The 20,923-nt window shown below is 44.1% G+C and carries 21 protein-coding genes and 1 pseudogene; 11 read left to right on the plus strand and 11 right to left on the minus strand.

Going from position 1 to position 20,923, the window contains the following annotated elements; genetic code table 11:
- The first annotated feature begins 7 nt into the window (after positions 1-7).
- Genes ACFFGT_RS23480 through pgl form a run of 4 tightly spaced genes read left to right on the plus strand, consistent with a single transcriptional unit; the run spans position 8 to position 4,335 of the window.
- Complete coding sequence (locus ACFFGT_RS23480; protein ID WP_377024954.1) at positions 8-634, plus strand: HAD family hydrolase; 627 nt, start codon at positions 8-10, stop codon at positions 632-634.
- A complete protein-coding gene (gene gnd / locus ACFFGT_RS23485; RefSeq protein ID WP_377024955.1) occupies positions 631-2,055 on the plus strand; it encodes an NADP-dependent phosphogluconate dehydrogenase in 1,425 nt (474 codons plus the stop codon). Before ACFFGT_RS23480 ends, gnd begins: the two co-directional genes overlap by 4 nt.
- A 26-nt stretch (positions 2,056-2,081) precedes the next feature.
- Complete coding sequence (gene zwf / locus ACFFGT_RS23490) at positions 2,082-3,596, plus strand: glucose-6-phosphate dehydrogenase (RefSeq protein ID WP_377024956.1); 1,515 nt, start codon at positions 2,082-2,084, stop codon at positions 3,594-3,596.
- A gap of 7 nt (positions 3,597-3,603) precedes the next feature.
- Positions 3,604-4,335, plus strand: coding sequence for a 6-phosphogluconolactonase (gene pgl / locus ACFFGT_RS23495; RefSeq protein WP_377024957.1), 732 nt, complete (start codon positions 3,604-3,606; stop codon positions 4,333-4,335).
- 278 nt (positions 4,336-4,613) lie between these two features.
- On the opposite strand, the gene ACFFGT_RS23500 is transcribed toward pgl, so the two are convergent.
- From ACFFGT_RS23500 to ACFFGT_RS23510, 3 genes are all read right to left on the minus strand, one after another.
- Positions 4,614-6,272 carry a glutamine--tRNA ligase/YqeY domain fusion protein gene (locus ACFFGT_RS23500; protein ID WP_377024958.1) on the minus strand — a complete coding sequence of 553 codons (1,659 nt, stop codon included), beginning with the start codon at positions 6,270-6,272 and terminating at the stop codon, positions 4,614-4,616.
- A 322-nt stretch (positions 6,273-6,594) separates the two neighbouring features.
- Complete coding sequence (locus ACFFGT_RS23505; RefSeq protein ID WP_377024959.1) at positions 6,595-6,864, minus strand: hypothetical protein; 270 nt, start codon at positions 6,862-6,864, stop codon at positions 6,595-6,597.
- Between the two features lie 307 nt (positions 6,865-7,171).
- Positions 7,172-8,311: an NAD(P)/FAD-dependent oxidoreductase gene (locus ACFFGT_RS23510; RefSeq protein WP_377024960.1), complete on the minus strand. Its 1,140-nt coding sequence runs from the start codon at positions 8,309-8,311 to the stop codon at positions 7,172-7,174.
- 144 nt (positions 8,312-8,455) lie between these two features.
- Between ACFFGT_RS23510 and ACFFGT_RS23515 the strand changes: the two genes are divergently transcribed.
- Positions 8,456-9,187: a zinc metallopeptidase gene (locus ACFFGT_RS23515; RefSeq protein WP_377024961.1), complete on the plus strand. Its 732-nt coding sequence runs from the start codon at positions 8,456-8,458 to the stop codon at positions 9,185-9,187.
- A 204-nt stretch (positions 9,188-9,391) separates the two neighbouring features.
- The gene (locus ACFFGT_RS23520; RefSeq protein WP_377024962.1) at positions 9,392-10,330 is read left to right on the plus strand and encodes a YXWGXW repeat-containing protein; all 939 of its coding nucleotides are present in this window, start codon (positions 9,392-9,394) and stop codon (positions 10,328-10,330) included.
- 139 nt (positions 10,331-10,469) lie between these two features.
- Here the strand turns inward: ACFFGT_RS23520 and apaG are convergent, their stop codons facing one another.
- Together apaG and dusB are read right to left on the minus strand one after the other, a co-directional pair.
- Positions 10,470-10,856: a Co2+/Mg2+ efflux facilitator ApaG/CorD gene (gene apaG / locus ACFFGT_RS23525; protein WP_377024963.1), complete on the minus strand. Its 387-nt coding sequence runs from the start codon at positions 10,854-10,856 to the stop codon at positions 10,470-10,472.
- Between the two features lie 45 nt (positions 10,857-10,901).
- Positions 10,902-11,894, minus strand: coding sequence for a tRNA dihydrouridine synthase DusB (gene dusB / locus ACFFGT_RS23530; RefSeq protein ID WP_377024964.1), 993 nt, complete (start codon positions 11,892-11,894; stop codon positions 10,902-10,904).
- A gap of 39 nt (positions 11,895-11,933) precedes the next feature.
- On the opposite strand from dusB, the gene ACFFGT_RS23535 reads away from it, so the two are divergent.
- The 4 genes and pseudogenes from ACFFGT_RS23535 to ACFFGT_RS23550 form a co-directional block, all read left to right on the plus strand.
- Positions 11,934-12,878: a CPBP family intramembrane glutamic endopeptidase gene (locus ACFFGT_RS23535; protein ID WP_377024965.1), complete on the plus strand. Its 945-nt coding sequence runs from the start codon at positions 11,934-11,936 to the stop codon at positions 12,876-12,878.
- Entirely contained in the window at positions 12,879-13,091 is a 213-nt protein-coding gene (locus tag ACFFGT_RS23540; protein ID WP_377024966.1) for a putative signal transducing protein, read from the plus strand.
- Positions 13,088-13,894 carry a phosphatidate cytidylyltransferase gene (locus ACFFGT_RS23545; protein WP_377024967.1) on the plus strand — a complete coding sequence of 269 codons (807 nt, stop codon included), beginning with the start codon at positions 13,088-13,090 and terminating at the stop codon, positions 13,892-13,894. The genes ACFFGT_RS23540 and ACFFGT_RS23545 overlap by 4 nt, the downstream gene beginning before the upstream one ends.
- Positions 13,895-13,920: 26 nt before the next feature.
- Positions 13,921-14,574, plus strand: a pseudogene (locus ACFFGT_RS23550) (phosphatidylserine decarboxylase family protein); the annotation flags it as partial.
- Between the two features lie 1,220 nt (positions 14,575-15,794).
- On the opposite strand, the gene rplS reads toward ACFFGT_RS23550, so the two are convergent.
- Positions 15,795-16,142 (minus strand): 50S ribosomal protein L19, encoded by a 348-nt coding sequence (rplS, locus tag ACFFGT_RS23555; RefSeq protein ID WP_090532282.1) that lies wholly within the window; start codon positions 16,140-16,142, stop codon positions 15,795-15,797.
- 239 nt (positions 16,143-16,381) lie between these two features.
- Here rplS and ACFFGT_RS23560 point away from each other — a divergent pair, with 239 nt between their 5' ends.
- Positions 16,382-17,152, plus strand: a complete 771-nt coding sequence (locus ACFFGT_RS23560; protein ID WP_377024968.1) for a MerR family transcriptional regulator — start codon at positions 16,382-16,384, stop codon at positions 17,150-17,152.
- Positions 17,153-17,664: 512 nt separating this feature from the next.
- On the opposite strand, the gene ACFFGT_RS23565 is transcribed toward ACFFGT_RS23560, so the two are convergent.
- The 5 genes from ACFFGT_RS23565 to ACFFGT_RS23585 all read right to left on the minus strand — a co-directional run bounded on the left by ACFFGT_RS23565 (position 17,665) and on the right by ACFFGT_RS23585 (position 20,919).
- Positions 17,665-17,910, minus strand: coding sequence for a hypothetical protein (locus ACFFGT_RS23565; RefSeq protein WP_377024969.1), 246 nt, complete (start codon positions 17,908-17,910; stop codon positions 17,665-17,667).
- Positions 17,911-17,915: 5 nt separating this feature from the next.
- Positions 17,916-18,407 (minus strand): hypothetical protein, encoded by a 492-nt coding sequence (locus ACFFGT_RS23570; protein ID WP_377024970.1) that lies wholly within the window; start codon positions 18,405-18,407, stop codon positions 17,916-17,918.
- A 44-nt stretch (positions 18,408-18,451) separates the two neighbouring features.
- Positions 18,452-19,018: an RNA polymerase sigma factor gene (locus tag ACFFGT_RS23575; RefSeq protein WP_377024971.1), complete on the minus strand. Its 567-nt coding sequence runs from the start codon at positions 19,016-19,018 to the stop codon at positions 18,452-18,454.
- Between the two features lie 275 nt (positions 19,019-19,293).
- Positions 19,294-19,977: a tRNA (guanosine(37)-N1)-methyltransferase TrmD gene (trmD, locus tag ACFFGT_RS23580; RefSeq protein ID WP_377024972.1), complete on the minus strand. Its 684-nt coding sequence runs from the start codon at positions 19,975-19,977 to the stop codon at positions 19,294-19,296.
- 75 nt (positions 19,978-20,052) lie between these two features.
- Positions 20,053-20,919 carry a hypothetical protein gene (locus ACFFGT_RS23585; protein ID WP_377024973.1) on the minus strand — a complete coding sequence of 289 codons (867 nt, stop codon included), beginning with the start codon at positions 20,917-20,919 and terminating at the stop codon, positions 20,053-20,055.
- Positions 20,920-20,923: the final 4 nt, after the last annotated feature.

A 20,923-nucleotide genomic window follows, 5' to 3' on the forward strand; every position in this document is an offset into this window, starting at 1 on the left:
TACATCTATGGAAGTTGCTGATCTGAAGATCCTTTTTTTCGACGTGGGCGGTATTTTGCTGTCGAACGGATGGGGACACGAAGCCCGCGAAGAAGCGGCCAAACGTTTTAAACTCGACTATGCCGAGGTTAACGCCCTGCACAATTTTATTTTCAACGTATACGAAATTGGCAGCGTCACGCTCGACGAATATCTTGATACGGTGATATTTAACCACCCAAGGGATTTTGTACGCGAAGATTTTAAGGAATTTATCTTCTCTACGTCGGTTGAATTGCCGATGCTGCAATTTCTTAAAGAGTGGAAAAAAGATTGCGGCTTCCGTATTATTTCGCTTAATAACGAAGGTAAAGAACTGAATGATTACCGGGTGCGCAAGTTTAAGCTGCATGAGTGTTTTGATGCCTTTATATCATCATGCGAAGTGAAAATGCGTAAACCTGATCCCGGCATCTGGCAGTTGGCCATGGGCATAGCCCAGGCATCACCACAACAATGTGTGTACTTTGACGACAGGAAAATGTTTGTTGATACGGCGCAGAAATTAGGTATCCGCTCGTTCCAGCATACCAGCCTCGAAGGCACAAAAAAGATTTTAGAAACACTTAAAAAAGAAAACCTCAAAACAAAATGAGCGCAACAGAAAACAAATACGCTTTTGGCATGATAGGCCTGGGTGTTATGGGTCGCAGCCTGCTGCTGAACATGGCCGATCATGGCTTCGCGGTGGCCGGGCACGATAAAGATACCGGTAAAGTAGATTCATTGAACCAGGAAGCTGGTGACAGGGCCGCTAAAGGTTTTGCCGATGTTAAGGAATTTATACAAAGCCTAACCACGCCAAGGGCTATCATGATGTTAGTGCCTGCCGGTAAAATTGTTGACGCTGTAATTGAGGAATTAACCCCGTTATTGGAAAAAGGCGATATCCTGATTGATGGCGGTAACTCGCACTTTACCGATACCAACCGTCGTGTTGAAGAACTGGAAGCCATAGGCCTGCATTTCTTCGGTATGGGTGTATCAGGTGGTGAAGAAGGTGCCCGCCGCGGCCCGAGCATGATGCCGGGTGGCGATAAGGATGCTTACGCTGTAATGAAACCTATTTTTGAAGCTATTGCCGCTAAAGTTAACGGTGAGCCTTGTGTTACCTACATTGGCCCCGGCGCATCGGGCCACTTTGTTAAAATGGTACACAACGGTATCGAGTACGGTATTATGCAGGTAATTGCTGAAACTTATGAGATCCTGAAAAAAGGCTTGAAGTTAGGTAATGATGAAATAGGCGACTTGTTCACTAAATGGAACGAAGGCCGTTTACAATCGTTCCTGTTAGATATCACCAAAGATATTTTCAAATATAAAGCTCCGGGCACCGATCATTTATTGTTAGATGATATTAAGGACGAAGCCAAAGCTAAAGGTACCGGTAAATGGACATCACAAGTGGCTATGGACCTGGTAACCCCTATCCCAACCATCGATACATCAGTATCCATGCGCGATCTGTCAAAATACAAATCACTGCGTGAAAAAGCTTCAACGCTGTATAATGACCCTATCGACCTGAAAGGCGATAAGGAAGAATTATTGGTTGCTTTAGAGCAGGCTTTCTACTTTACCAGCATCGTTACTTATGCTCAGGGTATGCACCTGCTTACCAAAGCATCTGAAGAGTATAAATATGATCTTCATTTGGGCGAAATTGCCAAGATCTGGAGAGGCGGCTGTATCATCCGTTCAGAATTCCTGAACGATATTTACAACGCTTACAGCAAAGATCAGCAATTGCCTCACCTGTTGCTTGACAGCGATGTTCAGGCACTGGTTGCCGGAACTTTACCGGGCATCAGGAAAGTATTATCGGCCACTATTGCTGCCGGTGTTGCTGCTCCGGGTTATGCTTCGGCATTAAGTTATTTCGATGCTTTCCGCAGCGAAAGGATGCCTTCAAACCTTACCCAGGCCCAGCGCGACTACTTCGGTGCGCATACTTATGAGCTTATTGGCAAAGAAGGTACTTTCCATACACAATGGGCACCGGTAAACGATTAATTAACGGTATTAATTAAAATACAACAATGAGCACAAGCACTAAATCAGATCCTACCATATTCATCATTTTTGGTGGCACAGGAGATTTAAATTCCCGGAAAATTGCACCGGCCCTATATAATCTATTTTTAGATGGCTGGATGCCTAAGCAGTTTTCCATCATAGGTACCGGTCGTACCAAGCTTACTGATGAACAATTCAGGGAGAACCTGTATAAGGATATCAACCAGTTTTCGCGCAGCGGTAAAACAGACGATAAACAATGGGCCGAATTTGTTAAAAACATCTATTACCAGGTATCGGATGCCAACGACTTTGAAACTTATAAAGAGTTTGGCAAACGTATCGAGAAACACAATGCCGAGTGGAAAACCAAGGCAAACGTGTTGTTTTACCTTGCGGTAGCGCCTAATTTCTTCCCGATCATTGCATCAAACATATCAAAAGCCAAACTGGCCGATGATAAGAAACGTGTAAGGATCATCATTGAGAAGCCGTTTGGTCATGACCTGGAAACAGCGAAGGACCTGAACCAGTTATTAAAGAGCATTTTTGACGAGTGCCAGATCTATCGTATTGACCATTACCTTGGTAAAGAAACGGTTCAAAATATCATGGCTTTCCGTTTTGCAAACTCCATTATGGAGCCGCTATGGAACCGTAACCATATTGAGCACGTTCAAATTTCTGTTACCGAGCAGTTAGGCGTTGAAGAACGCGGCGATTACTACGACGGCTCAGGTGCGATGAGGGATATGATCCAGAACCACCTGTTGCAATTGCTTTGCCACGTTGCTATGGAGCCGCCAATCAGCTTTAGTGCCGATGAAGTACGCGACCGCAAGGTTGATGTGCTGAAAGCCATGCGCAAATTTACTGCTGAGGATGTGCGTAGCTCCACTGTTAGGGGTCAGTATGGCAGCGGATGGATGAAAGGTAAAGAAGTACCTGGATATCGCGAAGAGCCAAAAGTTAATCCGGAATCAAATACCGAAACTTTTGCGGCTATTAAATTCTTTATTGACAACTGGCGCTGGCAGGGTGTTCCTTTTTATCTGCGTACAGGTAAAAGGATGCACCAGTCTTCATCGGTTATTACCATCCAGTTTAAGGACGTTCCACACCAGATTTTCCCTGCCGAGGCAACAGAAAGCTGGCAGCAAAACAGGCTTATTATCAGCATTCAGCCTGAAATGAGCATCCGTTTGCAGGTACAGGCTAAACGCCCTGGCATTGATATGGTATTAAACGCCGTTGATATGGTGTTTGATTACAAAGGTACTTATACCAACCAGGCACCTGAGGCTTACGAAACACTGATTTTGGATACCATGATGGGCGACCAAACCCTGTTTATGCGTGGTGACCAGGTGGAAGCTGCATGGGAACTGGTAATGCCTATCCTGAGCACATGGCAAAGTAAAAAGAGCCTGAATTTCCCTAATTATTCGGCCGATTCATGGGGCCCTGAAGCTGCTGAAGCTTTAATTGCCCGCGATGGCTATAATTGGTTTACTTTACCTGTAAACGGTAAAAAATAAAAAGCTGATGACACTGAATATCTATAACACGGAAGGTGAAGTTTTAACCGGGCTGGCCGATCATTTTGTTACCCTGGCTACCGAAGCTATTAACAAAAATGGTAAGTTCAGCGTGGCGCTTTCGGGCGGAAGCTCACCTAAAAAGCTATATGAGCTGTTAGCATCAACAACTTATGCCGACCAGGTAAACTGGGAAAAGGTTTTCTTCTTTTTTGGCGATGAGCGAAACGTGCCCCAAGACCATAAGGACAGCAATTACCTGATGGCTAAAAAGGCGCTGTTTGAGCCCTTAATGATAAACCCGGGCAATATATTTGCGGTTGACACCTCATTTGAGCCGGCCGAAGCTGCTGCCAAATACTGGGAGATCATCTCCGCCTTTTTTGACGATGGTGAAGTAAGTTTTGACCTGGTACTATTAGGCCTGGGCGATAATTCACACACTGCATCATTATTCCCTTATACACCGGTACTGCATGATCGTATACCCGGTGTAAAAGAAGTATGGCTGGAAGACCAGCAGGTATGGCGTATTACTCTGAACGCCCCGTTAATTAATGACGCTGTTCAAATAGCATTTTTAGTTTACGGAGCAGGTAAAGCCGAAGCCGTAAAACACATTCTGGAAGATGATGAGGATATTGAACTTTATCCTGCGCAGCTTATCGATTCAATATCGGGCGAAGTAGAATGGTTTTTAGATGAAGCCGCTGCTGAAGCATTGGAGAATAAAGAATAACAATTTTATTCAATTGAATAGTAAAAGGGCTTAAGCATTATGCTTGAGCCCTTTTTGTTGTTTAAATATCACACCATGTCATTGCGAGGTACGAAGCAATCGCATACCATACAGGGCGGTCGTGCTTCCGTGCGATTGCTTCGTACCTCGCAATGACATGGTTTTTATGGGACAACTTGGTTGAATAGAGAAATTGGCATAAAAAAGCGGGTTGAACCAAAGGTTCAACCCGCTTTTGAAATTCTAAAACTCCCCCTTTAGGGGGCCGGGGGGCGAGGCTATTTTTTACCCCATCCATCCTTCAACGTCACCGTGCGGTTAAATACCAGCTTATCTTCAGTAGAGTTTTTATCTAAAGTGAAATAACCTTTACGCATAAACTGAACAGGTTTGCCTAATTCGGCATTAACCAAATCTGGTTCGATGTATACGGTTGATAAGATCTGCAGGCTGTTAGGGTTGATATAATCCTTAAAGTCACCATCCTCGTTTGATGGGTCTTCAACCTGGAATAAACGATCATACAGCCTCACTTCGGCGGTTTTAGCGTGTTCAACACTTACCCAGTGGATGGTGCCTTTTACGTTGATACCGCTGGTATCATTGCCTGATTTTGATTCGGGCAGGTAGCTGCAATGTATTTCGGTGATGTTGCCATCGGCATCTTTAACAATACTTTCGCCTTTAATGATATAGGCATTTTTAAGGCGCACCATCAGCCCGATACCTAAACGGAAGAATTTCTTTGGAGCAACTTCCATAAAGTCCTCACGCTCTATCCACAGCTCACGACCAAATGGAATGTCCCTGCCGCCGTCACCGCCTTCAACTTCGGGGTTGTTTTCGCCGTGCATCACTTCAGTTTCGCCTTCAGGGTAGTTATCAAGGATCAGTTTAACCGGATCAAGTACAGCCATACGGCGCCATGCGGTTTTGTTTAAGTCCTCGCGGATACAAAATTCCAGCAGGCCAACATCTATCATGTTTTCGCGTTTAGCCACGCCAATACGCTCGCAAAACTCGCGGATAGAAGCGGGAGTATAACCACGGCGGCGTAAACCACTGATAGTAGGCATGCGCGGGTCGTCCCAGCCGTCAACATGGCCTTCTGTAACCAGTTGCAGCAGCTTGCGCTTGCTCATTACCGTATAGTTAAGGTTTAAACGGGCAAACTCGTATTGTTTTGAGGGAAAAATATTTAACCGCTCAATAAACCAATCGTACAAAGGGCGATGAGGTACAAACTCCAATGTACAAATAGAGTGCGTGATCTCTTCAATAGCGTCTGACTGCCCGTGTGCGAAATCATACATCGGGTAAATGCACCATTTATCGCCTGTGCGGTGGTGATGGGCATGCTTAATGCGGTACATCAATGGATCGCGCAGGTGCATGTTAGGTGATGCCAAATCAAGCTTTGCACGCAGTACCTTGGCACCATCAGGATATTTGCCATCCTTCATATCGGCAAACAATTGCAGGTTTTCTTCAACAGAGCGGCTGCGGTATTGATTAGGCGTACCTGGTTCGGTAGGCGTACCCTTCTGGGCGGCTATTTCTTCGGCAGTACTATCGTCAACATAAGCCAGGTTGTTTTTGATCAGTTCGACAGCAAAGTTGTATAGCTGGTCGAAGTAATCAGAAGCGTAAAGCTCATTGGCCCAATCAAAGCCAAGCCATTTTACATCTTCCTTAATGCTGTCAACATATTCAACATCCTCTTTAACGGGGTTGGTATCGTCAAAACGGAGGTTGGTAAGGCCATTATATTTTTTTGCCAAACCAAAGTTAAGGCAAATTGACTTGGCGTGGCCAATATGCAGGTAACCATTAGGTTCGGGCGGGAAACGGGTAAGTACACGGTTGTCGTTTTTACCGGCAGCCAAATCCTCTTCAACAATTTCCTCTATAAAGTTCAGTGATCTTTCTTCGCTCATAAATAAGTATAGCAATATGGGCAAAAGTAACAAAATTTTATGCGGTGTGCACTAAGAAGTGTTCTGTTAGATGGAGATGGTTAATCGCGCAAAGGCGCGAAGATGCAAAGGGTAAAAATGAACTAAATTAAATGTTCAAAATAGTGTTTGTCATCCTGAGAGTTTAAATCCAGCGAACTCTGAAGGTGAAACGACAAAAAGAGGGCCTGTCATCCTGAGCTTGTCGAAGGACGCGCGCAGAGGCCCTGTCCACCATGCTTCGACGGGCTCAGCATGACCCCCGTTTTTATTATGTCATGGATAGCGATAGCAAAGGATCTTCTTAAAGATGCAGAGCCGCTATACATGACGACGAAGATGTACCCATGACATGATAAATAAAGAATGTTCTCGTCAGCAGGTAAGCTTCGGGTGAAAGCGGGCAGAACAATGATGGCCTTGAGCGCAGGAAGGGGCATAGCAAGTTTTTGCAGAAGCATAGGGAAAGCGCGAGCACAGCGGGGCAAAATAATTGCAGCCCGTGGTTCTGACCGTTTTGCAGGGCAAAGGCCTGTGCGGCAAAGAAGCCTATCTGCTGACTTGAGTTACTCACAGTTGTTTTTTAGGGATGGTGTTCGTTATCTCGCTATCGCTCGGTCTTGGATACTTTTGTGTCAAGACAAAAGTATCTGGCCCCGCGCGGCCAAGAGCGCGACGATGTTAGTTAATAGAACAAAGATCGTTACCTGCCTGTCGGGGATTATTAATAATTATAATTTGATTTTTATAGGTATTAATGAGCTCCCTACGGTCGGTTATCTTCGTGCCTCGCAATGACGTGGTGGAGATGTCATTGCACCTTCAGAGTCCAACGGATTTAAACACTCAGCATGACAAACATCGAATATGTATTCAGTGTTTTATGAATTAAGCGCCAACTCTGCCACTTCCTCTCCCACTAAACTCCCCATAGCCACACCCATGCCATTACACCTCACAGCACAGAAAATGCCGGGCTGTACTTGTTTTACTATCGGGCTGATCTCCTGCCCGAAACCCATGATGCCGCTCCACCAGTAATCAATCTCTACATTTTGTCCTGGCAGGATAACTTCGTTCAAATAGGTTATCAATTGCTGTTTAACCTCGTCGGTATGTCCAAAATCCCAGGTTTCTTCGGCTTTGTAGTTGAGGTTGCGGCCGCCGCCAAACAATACACGGTTATCAATATTGCGGAAATAGTAGTAGCCCTGGTTAAAATGATAAGTGCCTTTAAGCTTTAGCCCGGCAACGGGTTTAGTAACCATTACCTGCCCACGGCCGGGCACTATATCAAGCCCGGGGTAGAGCTGGCTTGCAAAAGCGTTGGTAGCCAAAATTACTTTGCCCGCTTTAAAAATGCCTTGCGATGTAATTAACCTGATATGCTTATCTTCCTGCTCAAGAGCAGTGATGCTGCAATTGTTAAGTACCAATACACCCAGTTCATATACTTTATACAGTAAAGCACGCATCATTTTGCCGGTATGGATCTGCCCTTCCAACGGATTGTATATGATATGCTTCACTTTACTGAAGCCAAATGCTGAAATTTTTTCATCAGCTACTGAATAAATGTCAGCCCGGCCAATAGCCTGCTGCAATAATTTATTGAGATGATCTATTTTGTCGATGCAGTCATGCGCGTGGCTTTCTTCATGATCCATAAATAGCTCATGGCCGCCATGCTGATGATAGTCAATTTGTGCATCGCCCAGGTTTTGCCTTAAACGCTGCAGCCCTTTCCATTTGTAAGCTACCAGGCGCATGGCTTCGGCTTCGGAAGAGTGATTTATTGCCTCAATTTGTTCAGAAACTGTACCAAAACAGGCAAAACCAGCGTTTTTAGTACTGGCGCCCGATGGTAAAAAGCCGCGCTCCAGCACTAAAACTTTTAGCGATGCCTGCTGTTTTTTTAAATGCAGGGCTGCACTTAAACCCACAAGGCCGCTGCCTATGATAATTACGTCGGCATTATCGGTAAATGCGCTGCGTTCCCAGTATGAAAATGATGGCTCCATTGATGTCAAAAGTAAAGAATCGGGATGCAAAAAGGTAATTGTTTACCGGGGCTTTAAATAAAGCGGAATAATTTTTGAACAGGAGCTGTAACGTTTGCAAGGTTTCAACCTACTTAGTTTTAAATAAATATTTATCAATATCATATGAATCACATATCATTAATTATGGGATACATAGCGCCGAACTCGGCCTGGTTCCTGATGATTATTGTTGCCCTGGTAAGCTTCATTGTACAATGGAGGTTCAGGAGTAAATTTAAGCAGTATTCTGAAATTGGCTTAATGTCTGGCTTATCGGGTCAGGAAGTAGCCGTGAAAATGCTGCGCGCCCATGGTATATTTGATGTACAGGTAATTTGCGTTGAAGGACAGCTTACCGACCATTATAACCCCGAAACAAAAACGGTTAACCTGAGCACCGATGTTTTTTACAGCCGCAGCATTGCCGCCGCCGCCGTTGCCGCGCACGAATGCGGCCACGCTGTACAACATGCCGAAGCTTATGGCTGGTTAAGTTTCCGGTCGGCAATGGTACCTGCCATTAATGTGGCATCAACCATTACTCAGTGGACTTTGTTTATCGGCATCATGCTGCTGTTCTTCTCTGGAAACCCTTATGTTTTGGCTATTGGTGTTGCTGCGCTGGCACTGGTTACATTTTTTAGCTTTATAACCCTGCCGGTTGAGTTTGACGCAAGCCGCCGTGCTTTGGCCTGGTTAGATAACAATTATGCCGTAGTACAAACCGGACAGGAACATGAAATGGCCAAAGATGCCCTTTGGTGGGCTGCCATGACCTACGTAGTTGCCGCGTTGAGCGCTTTGGCTACGCTGGTTTATTATGCTTCGTTTTTGTTTAACAACAGACGAAATTAGCCCCTAACCCCCTGAAGGGGGAACGATTATTGTAAAATACAAAGGCCTGTTCTATTCGGAAACAGGCCTTTGTATTTCATAGAGTGACGCTTACTCTCCCCCTTTAGGGGGCCGGGGGGAATCTTCATGATCTGTTCATTTAACCGGCCGAAACTTAATGTGATGTTCATGTTACACAGGTAGGTTTGACCAAAATCATAGATTATGAAAAAGATAACATGCGTATTTATGGTGCTTTTGGTAATGTCAGCAGCATCTGTTAAAACCTATGCACAAGTTAGTATAGGGATCTCTGTAAATATAGCACCGCCTGTACTGCCAACTTATACACAGCCACCCTGCCCTGTTGACGGATATTTGTGGACACCGGGTTATTGGGCTTATGACCAGGATGGCGGATATTACTGGGTGCCGGGAGTATGGGTAAGTCCACCGGCAGTTGGTTATTTGTGGACACCCGGTTACTGGGGTTATGACGGCGCCGTTTATGTTTACCATGAAGGATATTGGGGCCATCATATCGGATTTTACGGAGGGGTAAATTATGGCTACGGTTACGGAGGTAGCGGTTATGTTGGCGGTCGCTGGGCCGGTAATTCATTTCAGTACAATACTGCCGTTGTGAATGTTAATAACACGGTTGTACATAATACCTATATCAATAAAACAGTTGTTAATAATATTACCGTTAATAACAATAGCTTTAACGGGCCGGGTGGCGTAACTGCTAAGCCGGGTCCACAGGAACGTGCCGCCGAAAAGGAAGAGCACGTACAGCCAACTTCAGATCAAATTAGTCACCGGCAGGTTGCGGTGAAAGACCAAAGCCAGTTTGCAAGAAATAACAATGGCCACCCGTCTACCGCAGCCATGAACAGGGTTAACGGAAGCCGTTTTACATCGGAAGGAAACCGGTCTCAATCACCAGTAAGAGCGAATGCAGGGAATAGCCCGGCTCACAATGTTAATGCTGCCCCTCCCGCTGATAATTCGGGTAACAGCCACTCTCCCGTCAGGAGGACAAATGTCGCAGCTGTAAATAATGGTGGTGCAAGGCCTGCAGGGCAACATAGTAACAGAGCCCCCCGCAGGCAAGCTCCGGCCGCACATGAAGAGAAACCGCACAGGGAAAGACAACGTTAGGAACCCCCTACCCCCCTAAAGGGGGAACAATAGCGATAATATAAAATCAAAAGCCGGATGAAAATCATCCGGCTTTCTTTTTATTTAGCATAAAAAACGGGCAATTCAAAAACTCCCCCTTCAGGGGGCCGGGGGGCGACTAATTTAACCTGTACGGTGCTATTAAATAAAACTCAGGGATTTGAACGTTAAATGTGGCGTTATCGAGCAGGCGGATCATGTGGTATTCGCCTTTCATATTGCCCATATCTGTTTTAAGGTTACAGCCTGATACGTACTCATGGGTATGGCCTGGTTCAATAACAGGCTGCTGACCTACTACTCCTTCGCCTTCCACTTCGCGCTTTGCACCGTTTGAATCAAATATATACCAGTGACGGCTCATCAACCTGATGGCGTAGTTGGTCATGTTTTCGATGCTTACTTTGTAAGCAAACATAAAATGATCGTTTGCCGGGTTTGAATACTCCGGCTGATATATGGTTTCGATGGAAACCTTAACACCCTCAGTTATAGTGGTAACCATGTGACAAGTATCGTTTATTTCAAATATATGGAAAGGGAGCAAATATTAAGCCATTTCAATGGCATATTTTTCTTCAATCTCGGCCAGGATCTGGTTAACTGATTCAAGATCAGCGGCAGTAACCAGGCGCATCCTGAATTCTTTGAAGTGATCTATCCCTTTAAAGTAGTTAGAATAATGCCTGCGCATCTCAAAAATGCCCGTTTTAGGGCCTTTCCACTCTATTGATTTATGTAAATGAGCGCTGCAGGCGGCAATGCGTTCGGTAATTGTTGGCTTATCAAGATATTCACCGGTTTTAAAATAGTGCTTTATTTCGCGAAAAATCCACGGATAACCGATAGCTGCGCGACCAATCATCATGCCGTCAACCTCGTATTGCATGCGCCACTCGGCTGCCTTCTCGGGCGAATCGATGTCGCCATTGCCGAAAATGGGGATTTTTATACGCGGATTTTTCTTGATATCCCGGATCAGCGACCAGTCGGCCACGCCTTTGTACATTTGTGCGCGGGTACGACCATGTATGGTAAGTGCTTTGATCCCTACATCCTGCAGGCGTTCGGCAACTTCATAAACGTTTTTGGTATTATCGTCCCAACCCAGGCGGGTTTTTACAGTCACCGGTAAGTGTGTTGCCTCAACAACCGCTTTGGTCATGGCAACCATTTTATCAATATCCTGTAGCAAGCTTGCACCTGCGCCGCGACAGGCCACCTGTTTTACCGGGCAGCCGTAGTTAATATCCATCAGGTCGGGGCCGGCAAGAGAGGCAATCTCTGTAGCTTCGCGCATATGGTCGATATCGCTGCCGAAGATCTGAATGCCGATAGGCCTTTCGTACTCAAAAATATCAAGCTTTTGCCTGCTTTTTGCCGCATCGCGGATCAGGCCTTCGCTTGAAATAAACTCTGTATACATCATGTCCGCGCCGTTTTGCTTGCATACATAACGGAAGGGCGGATCGCTCACATCCTCCATCGGCGCCAGCAACAGCGGGAACTCCCCTAAATCAATATTTCCTATTTGTACAGACATCCTTATCTTTAGCCTGCAAAAATACGAATTTTACATCGAATGATAAAAGCCCCATCTCAAGCCCCTCAGCCACAGGGAAGTCAAATAACTCCGTTTTTACAATCTATAATACTAATTGCGCTAACCATAGGGATGCTGATTGTGTGCGGTTTAATAGCTGCCGGTATTATCGGATTAGTATTCGGCACCAAAACCCTTGGCGATACTATCAGTTTTAATACTCAAAACCCGCATATTGGCGCGGCCTTATGGACATTGCAGATCATCAGCACCACCTTGCCCCTGTTTATTGCCCCTTTGATTTTTGCCCGTTTTATTGTAAAAGAACCTGCAGACTATCTGAAGGCCACTTTTCAATTCCCGCCGGTGCTATTGCTGCTCATCTTATCTATCATGATCTGCTCATCGCCGGTTATGGAGGTGCTGGTAAATGTTAATCAGAAACTGGCATTGCCGGCTTCTTTAAAAGGCCTTGAAGATATTTTGCGTGCTATGGAAGCCCAGGCAGTAAAAGCAACCGAGGCTATGCTGCAGATGAACACCGTATGGGATATGCTTTTTGCCGTGCTGGTTGTTGGTTTATTAACTGCCATTGCCGAAGAGTTTTTATTCAGGGGGGCGCTTCAAACCATCATGATCAGGCTAACAAAAAATCCACATGCTGCTATCTGGATCACTGCAATTCTGTTTAGTGCTTTTCATATGGAATTCTTTACCTTTTTGCCGCGTGTGGCATTGGGTGTGTTTTTCGGCTATTTTGTAATGTGGAGCGGTAGCATCTGGACAAGTGTTTGGGCACATTTTTTAAACAATGCTACCCAGGTTGTGATCCTTTACCTGTATCAGCAGAAAAAAATAACGCTTGATCCTAACGATCAGCACGTATTTAATTACCAGAGCTATGCGTTAAGCGTGATAATTATTTTAATTTTGCTTTTTATGTACAGAAATACTGCAAAAGGAAAAAGCCCGCTGCTTAGTTAAATGGAAAAAAACTGGGTCAAAATTTTTACTTCAACTAATTTTTACCAATCAGAAATTGTTAAGCAGATGCTTACCGGGCATCATATTGATACTGTTTTGCTTAATAAACAGGATTCATCGCATCGCACCTTTGGCGAGATAGAGGTTTACATTCACCAGGAGGATTTTAGCAAAGCTATTGAGATCATGATCCTCAATCAAATTAATATATGAAACAACGCGCCATAACGGGCTTATTTTTTATTATCGTAATGATTGGGTCTAATTTGTTAGGCCCATATGTTTTTAGTGTGTTTTACCTGTTACTGAGCTTGTTTTGCCTGCTGGAATTTTACAAGCTCGTTAAACAGGGCGGTATGCAACCCGAACGCTTTACAGGTGCAATTGCCGGCGTAATCCTATTTTTCTTTTTTGCGGCTAACTGCTATTTTCCGGCATATAAATACATTATCCTGCTACCCGTGCTGCTTAGCTTTATCCCAATAGGCGAGTTATATAAAAAATCTACAGCACCATTCACTAATATCGGCTTTACTTACCTGGGCTTGTTGATGGCTGTTGTACCCTTTATATTTTTCCATGCCATGGCCTTTACGCGGGGCGATGGGGTTTTTAACTTTCACGTACCGCTTGGCTTTTTAATTATGCTGTGGAGCAATGATACTGGTGCTTACCTGGTGGGCAGCAAGTTTGGCCGCAATAAGCTGTTTGAAAGGCATTCGCCTAAAAAATCATGGGAAGGCTTTATCGGCGGCATCCTGATCTGTGCGTTTGCGGCATATATTTTGAGCCGTTTTTATACAGAGTACAATTGTTTTGATTGGATCATCATGTCGCTCATCATCTCAAATTTTGGCACCATGGGTGATCTGGTCGAATCCATGTTCAAGCGCAGCCTCAACGTAAAAGATTCGGGGGGCATATTACCGGGGCATGGCGGCCTGCTCGACAGGTTCGACGGTTTGCTGATGGCTGCTCCAATTGTATATGCATACCTGTACTTAATTTCAAATTAGTAGTTTTGTATTAAAACAAATAAATAATGACCATACATAAAGAAGGCTATACCTCACTCGCTATTACTATTCTGTTCATTTTTGTGCTGAATGCGCTGATCCAGTTTTACATGCCTGCCGCGCACACATTAAAATGGATAGTTTACATTTTTTCGGGTGCTTTATTCTTGATCATCCTGCAGTTTTTCCGCAGTCCTTTCTTTGATATTGAAACAGCCGAAAATACCATACTTTGCCCGGCCGATGGCAAGGTTGTGGTAATTGAAGAAACTGAAGAAACCGAGTTTTTAAAAGATAAACGCATTCAGCTTTCGGTTTTCATGTCGCCGGTTAACGTGCACGTTAACCGTAACCCTATTGCGGGCGTTGTAAGTTATTTTAAATACCATAAAGGCAAATACCTGGTGGCATGGCACCCAAAATCATCAACAGAAAACGAGCGTACAACCATCGCTATTGAAAACAGTAAAGGTGTAACCGTATTGTTCAGGCAGATAGCAGGCGCGTTGGCCCGTCGTATTGTATGGTATGTGAAAGAAGGTGATATTGTTGATCAGGGCCAGCAGTTTGGCTTTATTAAGTTTGGATCGAGGGTGGATGTTTTCCTGCCGCTGGGTACTAAAATATTGGTGAACATTGGTGATGTAGTAAAAGGCGGTCGTACCGTTTTAGCCGAACTGGTTGATCCGGAGCCTGTAAAGGAAGCTAAGAAGCCTGCTGCAATTGTTTCTCCTGAACCTCCTGCCGCACCGGTTGAACCTGCTGTTTTGGTAGAGGAAACGCCGACTATGAATACCATTACACCAAGCCCATCGCTGGTGGTTGATCAGCCTGAAGTGGTGGAAAGCCCGGCTGCAGAAGAGGGTGCTACGGAAAAGCCATCCAAAAAATCTACAGCGCCAAAAGCTAAGAAAGTTGATAGTGGTGATGCAGTTAAAGAGGCAGATAGCGAATAATTAATATCTACAATTAATATGAAAAAGCAGATGGGTTATTTCATCTGCTTTTTTTGTGCACTCTCGAAAAGTTGTTTTTAATAAAGGCACTATAAAAGCGTCATTGCGAGTAACCATCAGGAAAATCCTGAAAAAAACCGTGATGACGTTAAATATATATTTTAGCGATGGTGTGCGGGGGACGCGTTAGTGATAGTAGCGGATACCGGCCTTGTGGCTAATGCCTGTGCAGTATGAGCGGATAGCACGGGCCGCAGGCAACGCCCATATTTATAATATAGATCAAAAAATATACCTAATAATCAATGACTTACAATCACGTCATTATAAGGTACGAAGCAATCCCCGATTAGCAGAGACGCTATGTAGGTTCGCCCTGTAAAGTCGGTGATTGCTTCGTGCCTCGCAATGACGTGGGTTTTTAAATACTGTCGCGGGTTTAACGATGGCATAACCCGTGATTCAGTATTGTTGTAGTTTTTAGCTTCAACGTGTATCTTAAGCTGAAAGCTTAAGGTATGTAACACCACGGGTTATAAACCACAAATGTTCGGAAGATGAAATTATCTCTATTTTTAATTTAAAAAATATGTCATTGCGAGCGAAGCGTGGCAATCTCGTAGCCAATGCATGTCCGATCTGTATAGCTACGAGATTGCTTCGTCGTCCCTCCTCGCAATGAGATGGGTTTTTAAACCAACATTCCCAATCGATCTTCATCTTCCGAACACCTATGGTCATAAACCCGCGGCAGTAGTTTTGGTGGGTTACAAGCTGTTGAAGACTTACGAAGTTTTTAAAACTTCGTAAGTCTGAGGTTCTGTTTGAAAATCAATTAATTACCATGCTGGCAGTTTAAAAACCATCATATAGCAAAAGGCCTTACCGAAATTAATTCAGAAAGGCCTTTTAATATTTTATATACCGCTAAACGGTTGGGTAAATTAAACGCGTTTTGATTTGATACGAGCTGCTTTACCGGTAAGGGCACGCAGGTAGTACAATTTAGAACGACGAACTTTACCAACGCTGTTAACTTCGATCTTATCGATGTTTGGAGAGTTAACAGGGAAGATACGCTCAACGCCAATGCCATTTGATACTTTACGCACAGTAAAAGTTTCGCTTACACCAACGCTGTTACGCTGAATAACAACACCTTGGTAAACCTGAACGCGTTCTTTATTTCCTTCTCTGATTTTATAGTGAACACTTACAGTATCACCAGCTTTGAAGGATGGAAGCTGCTTTTTTTCTACTGATTGCTCTTCAACAAATTTTACTAAATCCATGATTTTAAGCTCTTAATGCGATTTTTAGCCCGTAAAAATCGGATTGCAAGTATAGGGATTATTTTCAATAAATGAAAGCCAAATTTAAAAATTTCCACATTTAGTTTTTTTATTAACAGCGGGTTGTGGTTTTGGTGGATAGCAAGCCGGAGTTTACCGCTTGTCAAAACTTTTTTTAAAAAGTACTTGACCCTAACCTTAGGTCATACCATAGCTTTGTGATCAATCATTTTATGCGGATGAAAACATACTCTGTTAAACAAATAGCACAGCTTGCCGGGGTAAGTGTGCGTACGCTGCACCTGTACGATAAAATAGGTTTGTTAAAGCCGGGCAATCGTACCAGGGCCGGCTACCGGCAATATGGCGAGGATGAATTACTACGCCTGCAACAGGTATTGTTTTACCGTGAGCTTGATTTTCCGCTTAAGGAAATAAAAGAGATCATGAATGATCCTGGTTTTGATATTGGCAAAGCACTTAGTGATCATAAAACAGCTTTGCTTGCGCGGCGCGAAAGAATTAGCAAGCTATTGAATACCATCGACAAAACAATCAGTAACCTAAATAATAAACAAATGACCAGCATTGAAGAACTGTATGAAGGCATGCCTAAAGAACAGGCCGCCGTGTGGCGTAAAGAGGCCGCCGATAAATGGGGCGAGGATGTAGTTGCCCGCTCAGAAAAAGCGCTGCTTGAAACAGGAAAGCTTGATATAGAAAGACTGAAAGCAGAGCAAAAAGATATTGCCCAAAGGCTTCAGTCTCTTAAAAACTATCTGCCCGAAAGCGATGAGGTGCAGGAACAAATTGCCAGGCATTATACCAATATCCGCAGTTTCTGGGGCGTTACCGATCCTACCGACCTAAAGGCCGAAACTTACAAAGGCTTAGCCGAACTATATGTAACCGATGAAAGGTATACTGCTGCTGATGGCAACCCTGATCCGGAATTTGCATCTTTTATGCGTAGCGGTATGCTGTATTTTGCTGATACGAAATTGAAGTAGGGATTATCGTGCTGTAGACCATAGGTGTTTGGAGGATTATTTATTCCCTCCCTGGGGTTTAAGTTAACCCACAAAATCAATAGTCAAATTGGGTAAAGTGCGTGAGTTGAGCCCCTCTGGGGCTCGGGTAAGGGATGGGGCGTTTTTTTCTACAAACCTTTTCCCCCTCTGGGGGATTTTTATAATTTAATAAACAGGTATTAATTGCCCAAGGACAGATGCACCAGAGGTGCAAAAGGTTTGTAGCTGGTAAAATTATATAATATTCTTGCCCCAGAGGGGCAAAACACGACGCCTTGCTGTTTAAACGACAAGCAATTTTATGGGTAAACTTAAACCCTGGGGAGGGGTGAGGTGGGATGTGCATTGGCAGGGAGGGGTTTATGCGTCATTAAAGCAGATAAGTCTGCCGGCGAACCCCTCCCTACACCCTCCCAAGGGAGGGAATCGCACAATCCGCCGCTTTTTTTCTTTCGAACAGTTATTGTCTTGCTTAAGATCAAACCCGAATTTTATTTTTTGGCAGTCTCCGGCACCGGCTTTTTCTCAGTAAAATAAGCAATTAGTGTGTATACCAACCCAATCAATAGCAGGTTGAATACAAAATTGATGAGGGTATCACTAACCGAATGGGAGTGTTTATCAATATCAATAAAAGTGAAAACAGCATAGGCAAGCGCCATGGCAAATATAACCCAGCCAATAATGGATACAGGCAGGTAAATGATCCCTTTGCGGGTAAACCAGTTTAATTTCATGATAATTAATTTTTGATGGATATGTTTTCTGTCATGGCAAAATTGATGAACACGAATACAATGGCAAGGCTGATGAGGATCAGTACAATATTCCACAGTTTTAACCTGATACTGATGTTAACCTCTTTTACTTTGCGCCTGTCGGGGTCAATTTGCTTTACCTGTACATGAATGATGGAAAGCAGGTTGATAATTATGCAAACAATAGGAAGGATAAATAACACCAGCGGACCGATATAATCAATATATGGCACTTTTTCCAACTGTACCATCATGCTGAACATAGCGCTAAACCAGTTTGCGTTAATGTGGAAGTGATAATACATGAATACGCATATCAAAAAATAACAGGGCACTATCACCAGCCACAGGCCCAAGGCTGCCGAGCGGCCGGCATTCATGATGGCCATTTTTACCATGTGCTGATGTTGGGATGGGTTTACATCGGGTACTTCTAAATTTTCCATTTGCTTTAAAAATTCGTCTTGATCTTTCATGTTAATTACCCTTATAATGCATTAGTTAATTTTGGTTGCAGCGGTTAAAGCATATTTCTTAATTTCTCCAGTCCGCGCGAAAGCAATGATTTTACCGTGCCTTCATTTTTATCCAGGATCTCGCTGATCTCGGTATTGGTTTTCTGCTCAAAGTAGCGTAAGGAAATTACCTCCTGGTATTTAATATCAAGCTTAAGCAGGTTCTGGCGGATCCGGTTATAATCATCAAAGGCTTTCAGCTCCTGCTCCATCATTTCGCGTTCATTGCCGGCATGGTCATGCAGCAGCTTTTCCATCTGCGGGTTTTCCAGTAATTGCTGTAACGACTCGGGTTTGTATTTGCTGCTGCGGTAATATTGGTTAAGCTCGTTAGTAGCAATACGGTAAAGCCATGACGACAGGCCGATACCCTTCCATTTAAATGAGCCTATCTTCAAAAAGGCTTTGAGGAAAGTTTCGGCTGCGATATCCCTGGCCAGGTCATAATCACCGCAGCGGCGCATGATGTAGCCAAATACAGGTTTATACCAGCGGTCGAACACCTGCCCGAAAGCAGCCGGATCGGTTCGGCATTGTTCAATAAGCTGGGCTTCGGTGTGGTTAGGGTTCATAGCTGCAACGCCACTATAATGCAGGATGCATTGTTTGGTTGCAATCTAATTTAGGGTTTTTGGTTGATTAAGTGAGTGTGGTTTGAACGCTCTTTAATTCCCTCCTTGGGGAGGGGTGCGGTTGACAAGTGTGATAGCAGGGAGGGGTTTATACAACTTTTTATACAATTAAGTATATCGAAGAAACCCCTCCCTACACCCTCCCAGGGGAGGGAATCGCGCTGTCCCCTGCTCCTAAATATTACCAAGCCATCGTTTATCCACCTTAAAACTAACTACTCGCCCCTATTCAGCAAATCTGGCCGGCGTGTCCTTGTACGCTCTATCGCCTGCTCGTGCCGCCATTTTTCTATTTCGGGGGTATTGCCGCTCAAAAGGATCTCGGGTACCTTGTGCCCGTTCCAGTCGGCCGGGCGGGTATAAACCGGGGCATCCAGCAGGTCGTCCTGGAAGGAATCGGACAGGGCCGATGTTTCATCGCTCAGTACACCGGGGATGAGCCTCACTACGGCATCAACCAGTACAGCTGCGGGCAGTTCTCCGCCCGAAAGTACATAATCGCCTATCGAGATCTCGCGGGTAACATAAATGTCCCTGATGCGCTGATCGATGCCTTTATAATGACCGCAAAGGATAATGATATTTTTTTTGATAGAAAGTTGGTTGGCGATAGCCTGGTTCAGCGTTTCGCCATCGGGCGACATGAAAATGATCTCGTCATAATCGCGCTCTGATTTTAATTTTTCGATGCATGCCGCAAACGGTGGGATGGTCATCACCATGCCACTGCCGCCGCCGTAAGGATAATCGTCAACGCTTTTTTGCTTTTGGGTAGAATAGTCGCGTAAGTTGTGTACAACAATTTCAGAAATACCCTTTTTTTGCGCACGCTGCAAAATAGAATGTGCAAAAGGGCTTTCAAGCAAACCGGGCAAAACAGAGATGATATCGAAACGCATGGCGCAAAGATAATAAATCAATGTGCAGATGTGCAGATTTCAAATGTGCAGAGGTATTGGCGTAATTTCGTTAGCTTATGATGCTGAAAATGCCCGGACCGCGCTTTGTTTATGCCGGAATTTAAGCCAGTAAAAAATGGGAATGAAAATTAATGGGACTGATGCTATACTGATACATAATACAGCGAGATAATCAATACTATAAATAACCCATGTTAGTACAACAAATAAGCTATAGTTGAAAATTACGCTTAACAGCATTGCTTTTAGCCTGATGTTTTCAATAACTGTATCTTCTGTTTTCTCTCCCGACCAAACCCAGATAAGAATTGCTGGCGGTAAAAAGAAAATTGCTTTATCCCATTGGTTAATAGGCAAAATATCAAACGAAGCGAGTAGGGTGAGGATGAACAGTATAACAGCGGTTACCTGGCTTGCTAAAATGAGCGGACGAAATGAAATGTAACGTAGTTTTGATTGCCCCTTGTTGCCATAAAGCAGGTAATAGAATCGGGATAAAAAGATGATGAGCAATATAAACAGGTTGTTATTCAATATCAGGTTAAAAACAGTACTGTTGTATTTACTTATAAAATCGAATTTAAAAATGCCGGAATTAAATACGATCAACAGTGTGGAAGCTAAGAAGCCTTGCACTAAAACGGCCCAGAACAAGGCTTTGAGCCTGAGGTTTTGAATGGCAGGGCTTTCGTTTTTTTGTTTATAAAAGCCAATAAAAAGCAACCCCAGTACTAATGCTGTGGTGACCAGTTCGTCCGTCATATTATTTGCCCCGGGAGGCGTAAAAATCTGGCTTCGGCTTCTTCCGCCATAATTGAGGAATGGGATAACATAATTGGCAGACTGAAACATCAGTCCCAATATCAATGATGGAATTGCCAGGATCAGTCCGATGATTTTGAAGTAGCGGGGGAACAGCATTGAT

This window comes from Mucilaginibacter angelicae, from assembly GCF_042434235.1.
GTDB classification, from domain to species: domain Bacteria; phylum Bacteroidota; class Bacteroidia; order Sphingobacteriales; family Sphingobacteriaceae; genus Mucilaginibacter; species Mucilaginibacter angelicae.

What these genes read in the sequence shown, in the direction of transcription:
- ACFFGT_RS23480 (WP_377024954.1), top strand. Translation starts at nt 8, where the DNA reads ATGGAAGTTGCTGATCTGAAGATCCTTTTTTTCGACGTGGGCGGTATT.
- gnd (WP_377024955.1), top strand. Translation starts at nt 631, where the DNA reads ATGAGCGCAACAGAAAACAAATACGCTTTTGGCATGATAGGCCTGGGT.
- zwf (WP_377024956.1), top strand. Translation starts at nt 2,082, where the DNA reads ATGAGCACAAGCACTAAATCAGATCCTACCATATTCATCATTTTTGGT.
- pgl (WP_377024957.1), top strand. Translation starts at nt 3,604, where the DNA reads ATGACACTGAATATCTATAACACGGAAGGTGAAGTTTTAACCGGGCTG.
- ACFFGT_RS23500 (WP_377024958.1), bottom strand. Translation starts at nt 6,272, where the DNA reads ATGAGCGAAGAAAGATCACTGAACTTTATAGAGGAAATTGTTGAAGAG.
- ACFFGT_RS23510 (WP_377024960.1), bottom strand. Translation starts at nt 8,311, where the DNA reads ATGGAGCCATCATTTTCATACTGGGAACGCAGCGCATTTACCGATAAT.
- ACFFGT_RS23515 (WP_377024961.1), top strand. Translation starts at nt 8,456, where the DNA reads ATGAATCACATATCATTAATTATGGGATACATAGCGCCGAACTCGGCC.
- ACFFGT_RS23520 (WP_377024962.1), top strand. Translation starts at nt 9,392, where the DNA reads ATGAAAAAGATAACATGCGTATTTATGGTGCTTTTGGTAATGTCAGCA.
- apaG (WP_377024963.1), bottom strand. Translation starts at nt 10,856, where the DNA reads ATGGTTACCACTATAACTGAGGGTGTTAAGGTTTCCATCGAAACCATA.
- dusB (WP_377024964.1), bottom strand. Translation starts at nt 11,894, where the DNA reads ATGTCTGTACAAATAGGAAATATTGATTTAGGGGAGTTCCCGCTGTTG.
- ACFFGT_RS23535 (WP_377024965.1), top strand. Translation starts at nt 11,934, where the DNA reads ATGATAAAAGCCCCATCTCAAGCCCCTCAGCCACAGGGAAGTCAAATA.
- ACFFGT_RS23540 (WP_377024966.1), top strand. Translation starts at nt 12,879, where the DNA reads ATGGAAAAAAACTGGGTCAAAATTTTTACTTCAACTAATTTTTACCAA.
- ACFFGT_RS23545 (WP_377024967.1), top strand. Translation starts at nt 13,088, where the DNA reads ATGAAACAACGCGCCATAACGGGCTTATTTTTTATTATCGTAATGATT.
- rplS (WP_090532282.1), bottom strand. Translation starts at nt 16,142, where the DNA reads ATGGATTTAGTAAAATTTGTTGAAGAGCAATCAGTAGAAAAAAAGCAG.
- ACFFGT_RS23560 (WP_377024968.1), top strand. Translation starts at nt 16,382, where the DNA reads ATGAAAACATACTCTGTTAAACAAATAGCACAGCTTGCCGGGGTAAGT.
- ACFFGT_RS23565 (WP_377024969.1), bottom strand. Translation starts at nt 17,910, where the DNA reads ATGAAATTAAACTGGTTTACCCGCAAAGGGATCATTTACCTGCCTGTA.
- ACFFGT_RS23570 (WP_377024970.1), bottom strand. Translation starts at nt 18,407, where the DNA reads ATGAAAGATCAAGACGAATTTTTAAAGCAAATGGAAAATTTAGAAGTA.
- ACFFGT_RS23575 (WP_377024971.1), bottom strand. Translation starts at nt 19,018, where the DNA reads ATGAACCCTAACCACACCGAAGCCCAGCTTATTGAACAATGCCGAACC.
- trmD (WP_377024972.1), bottom strand. Translation starts at nt 19,977, where the DNA reads ATGCGTTTCGATATCATCTCTGTTTTGCCCGGTTTGCTTGAAAGCCCT.
- ACFFGT_RS23585 (WP_377024973.1), bottom strand. Translation starts at nt 20,919, where the DNA reads ATGCTGTTCCCCCGCTACTTCAAAATCATCGGACTGATCCTGGCAATT.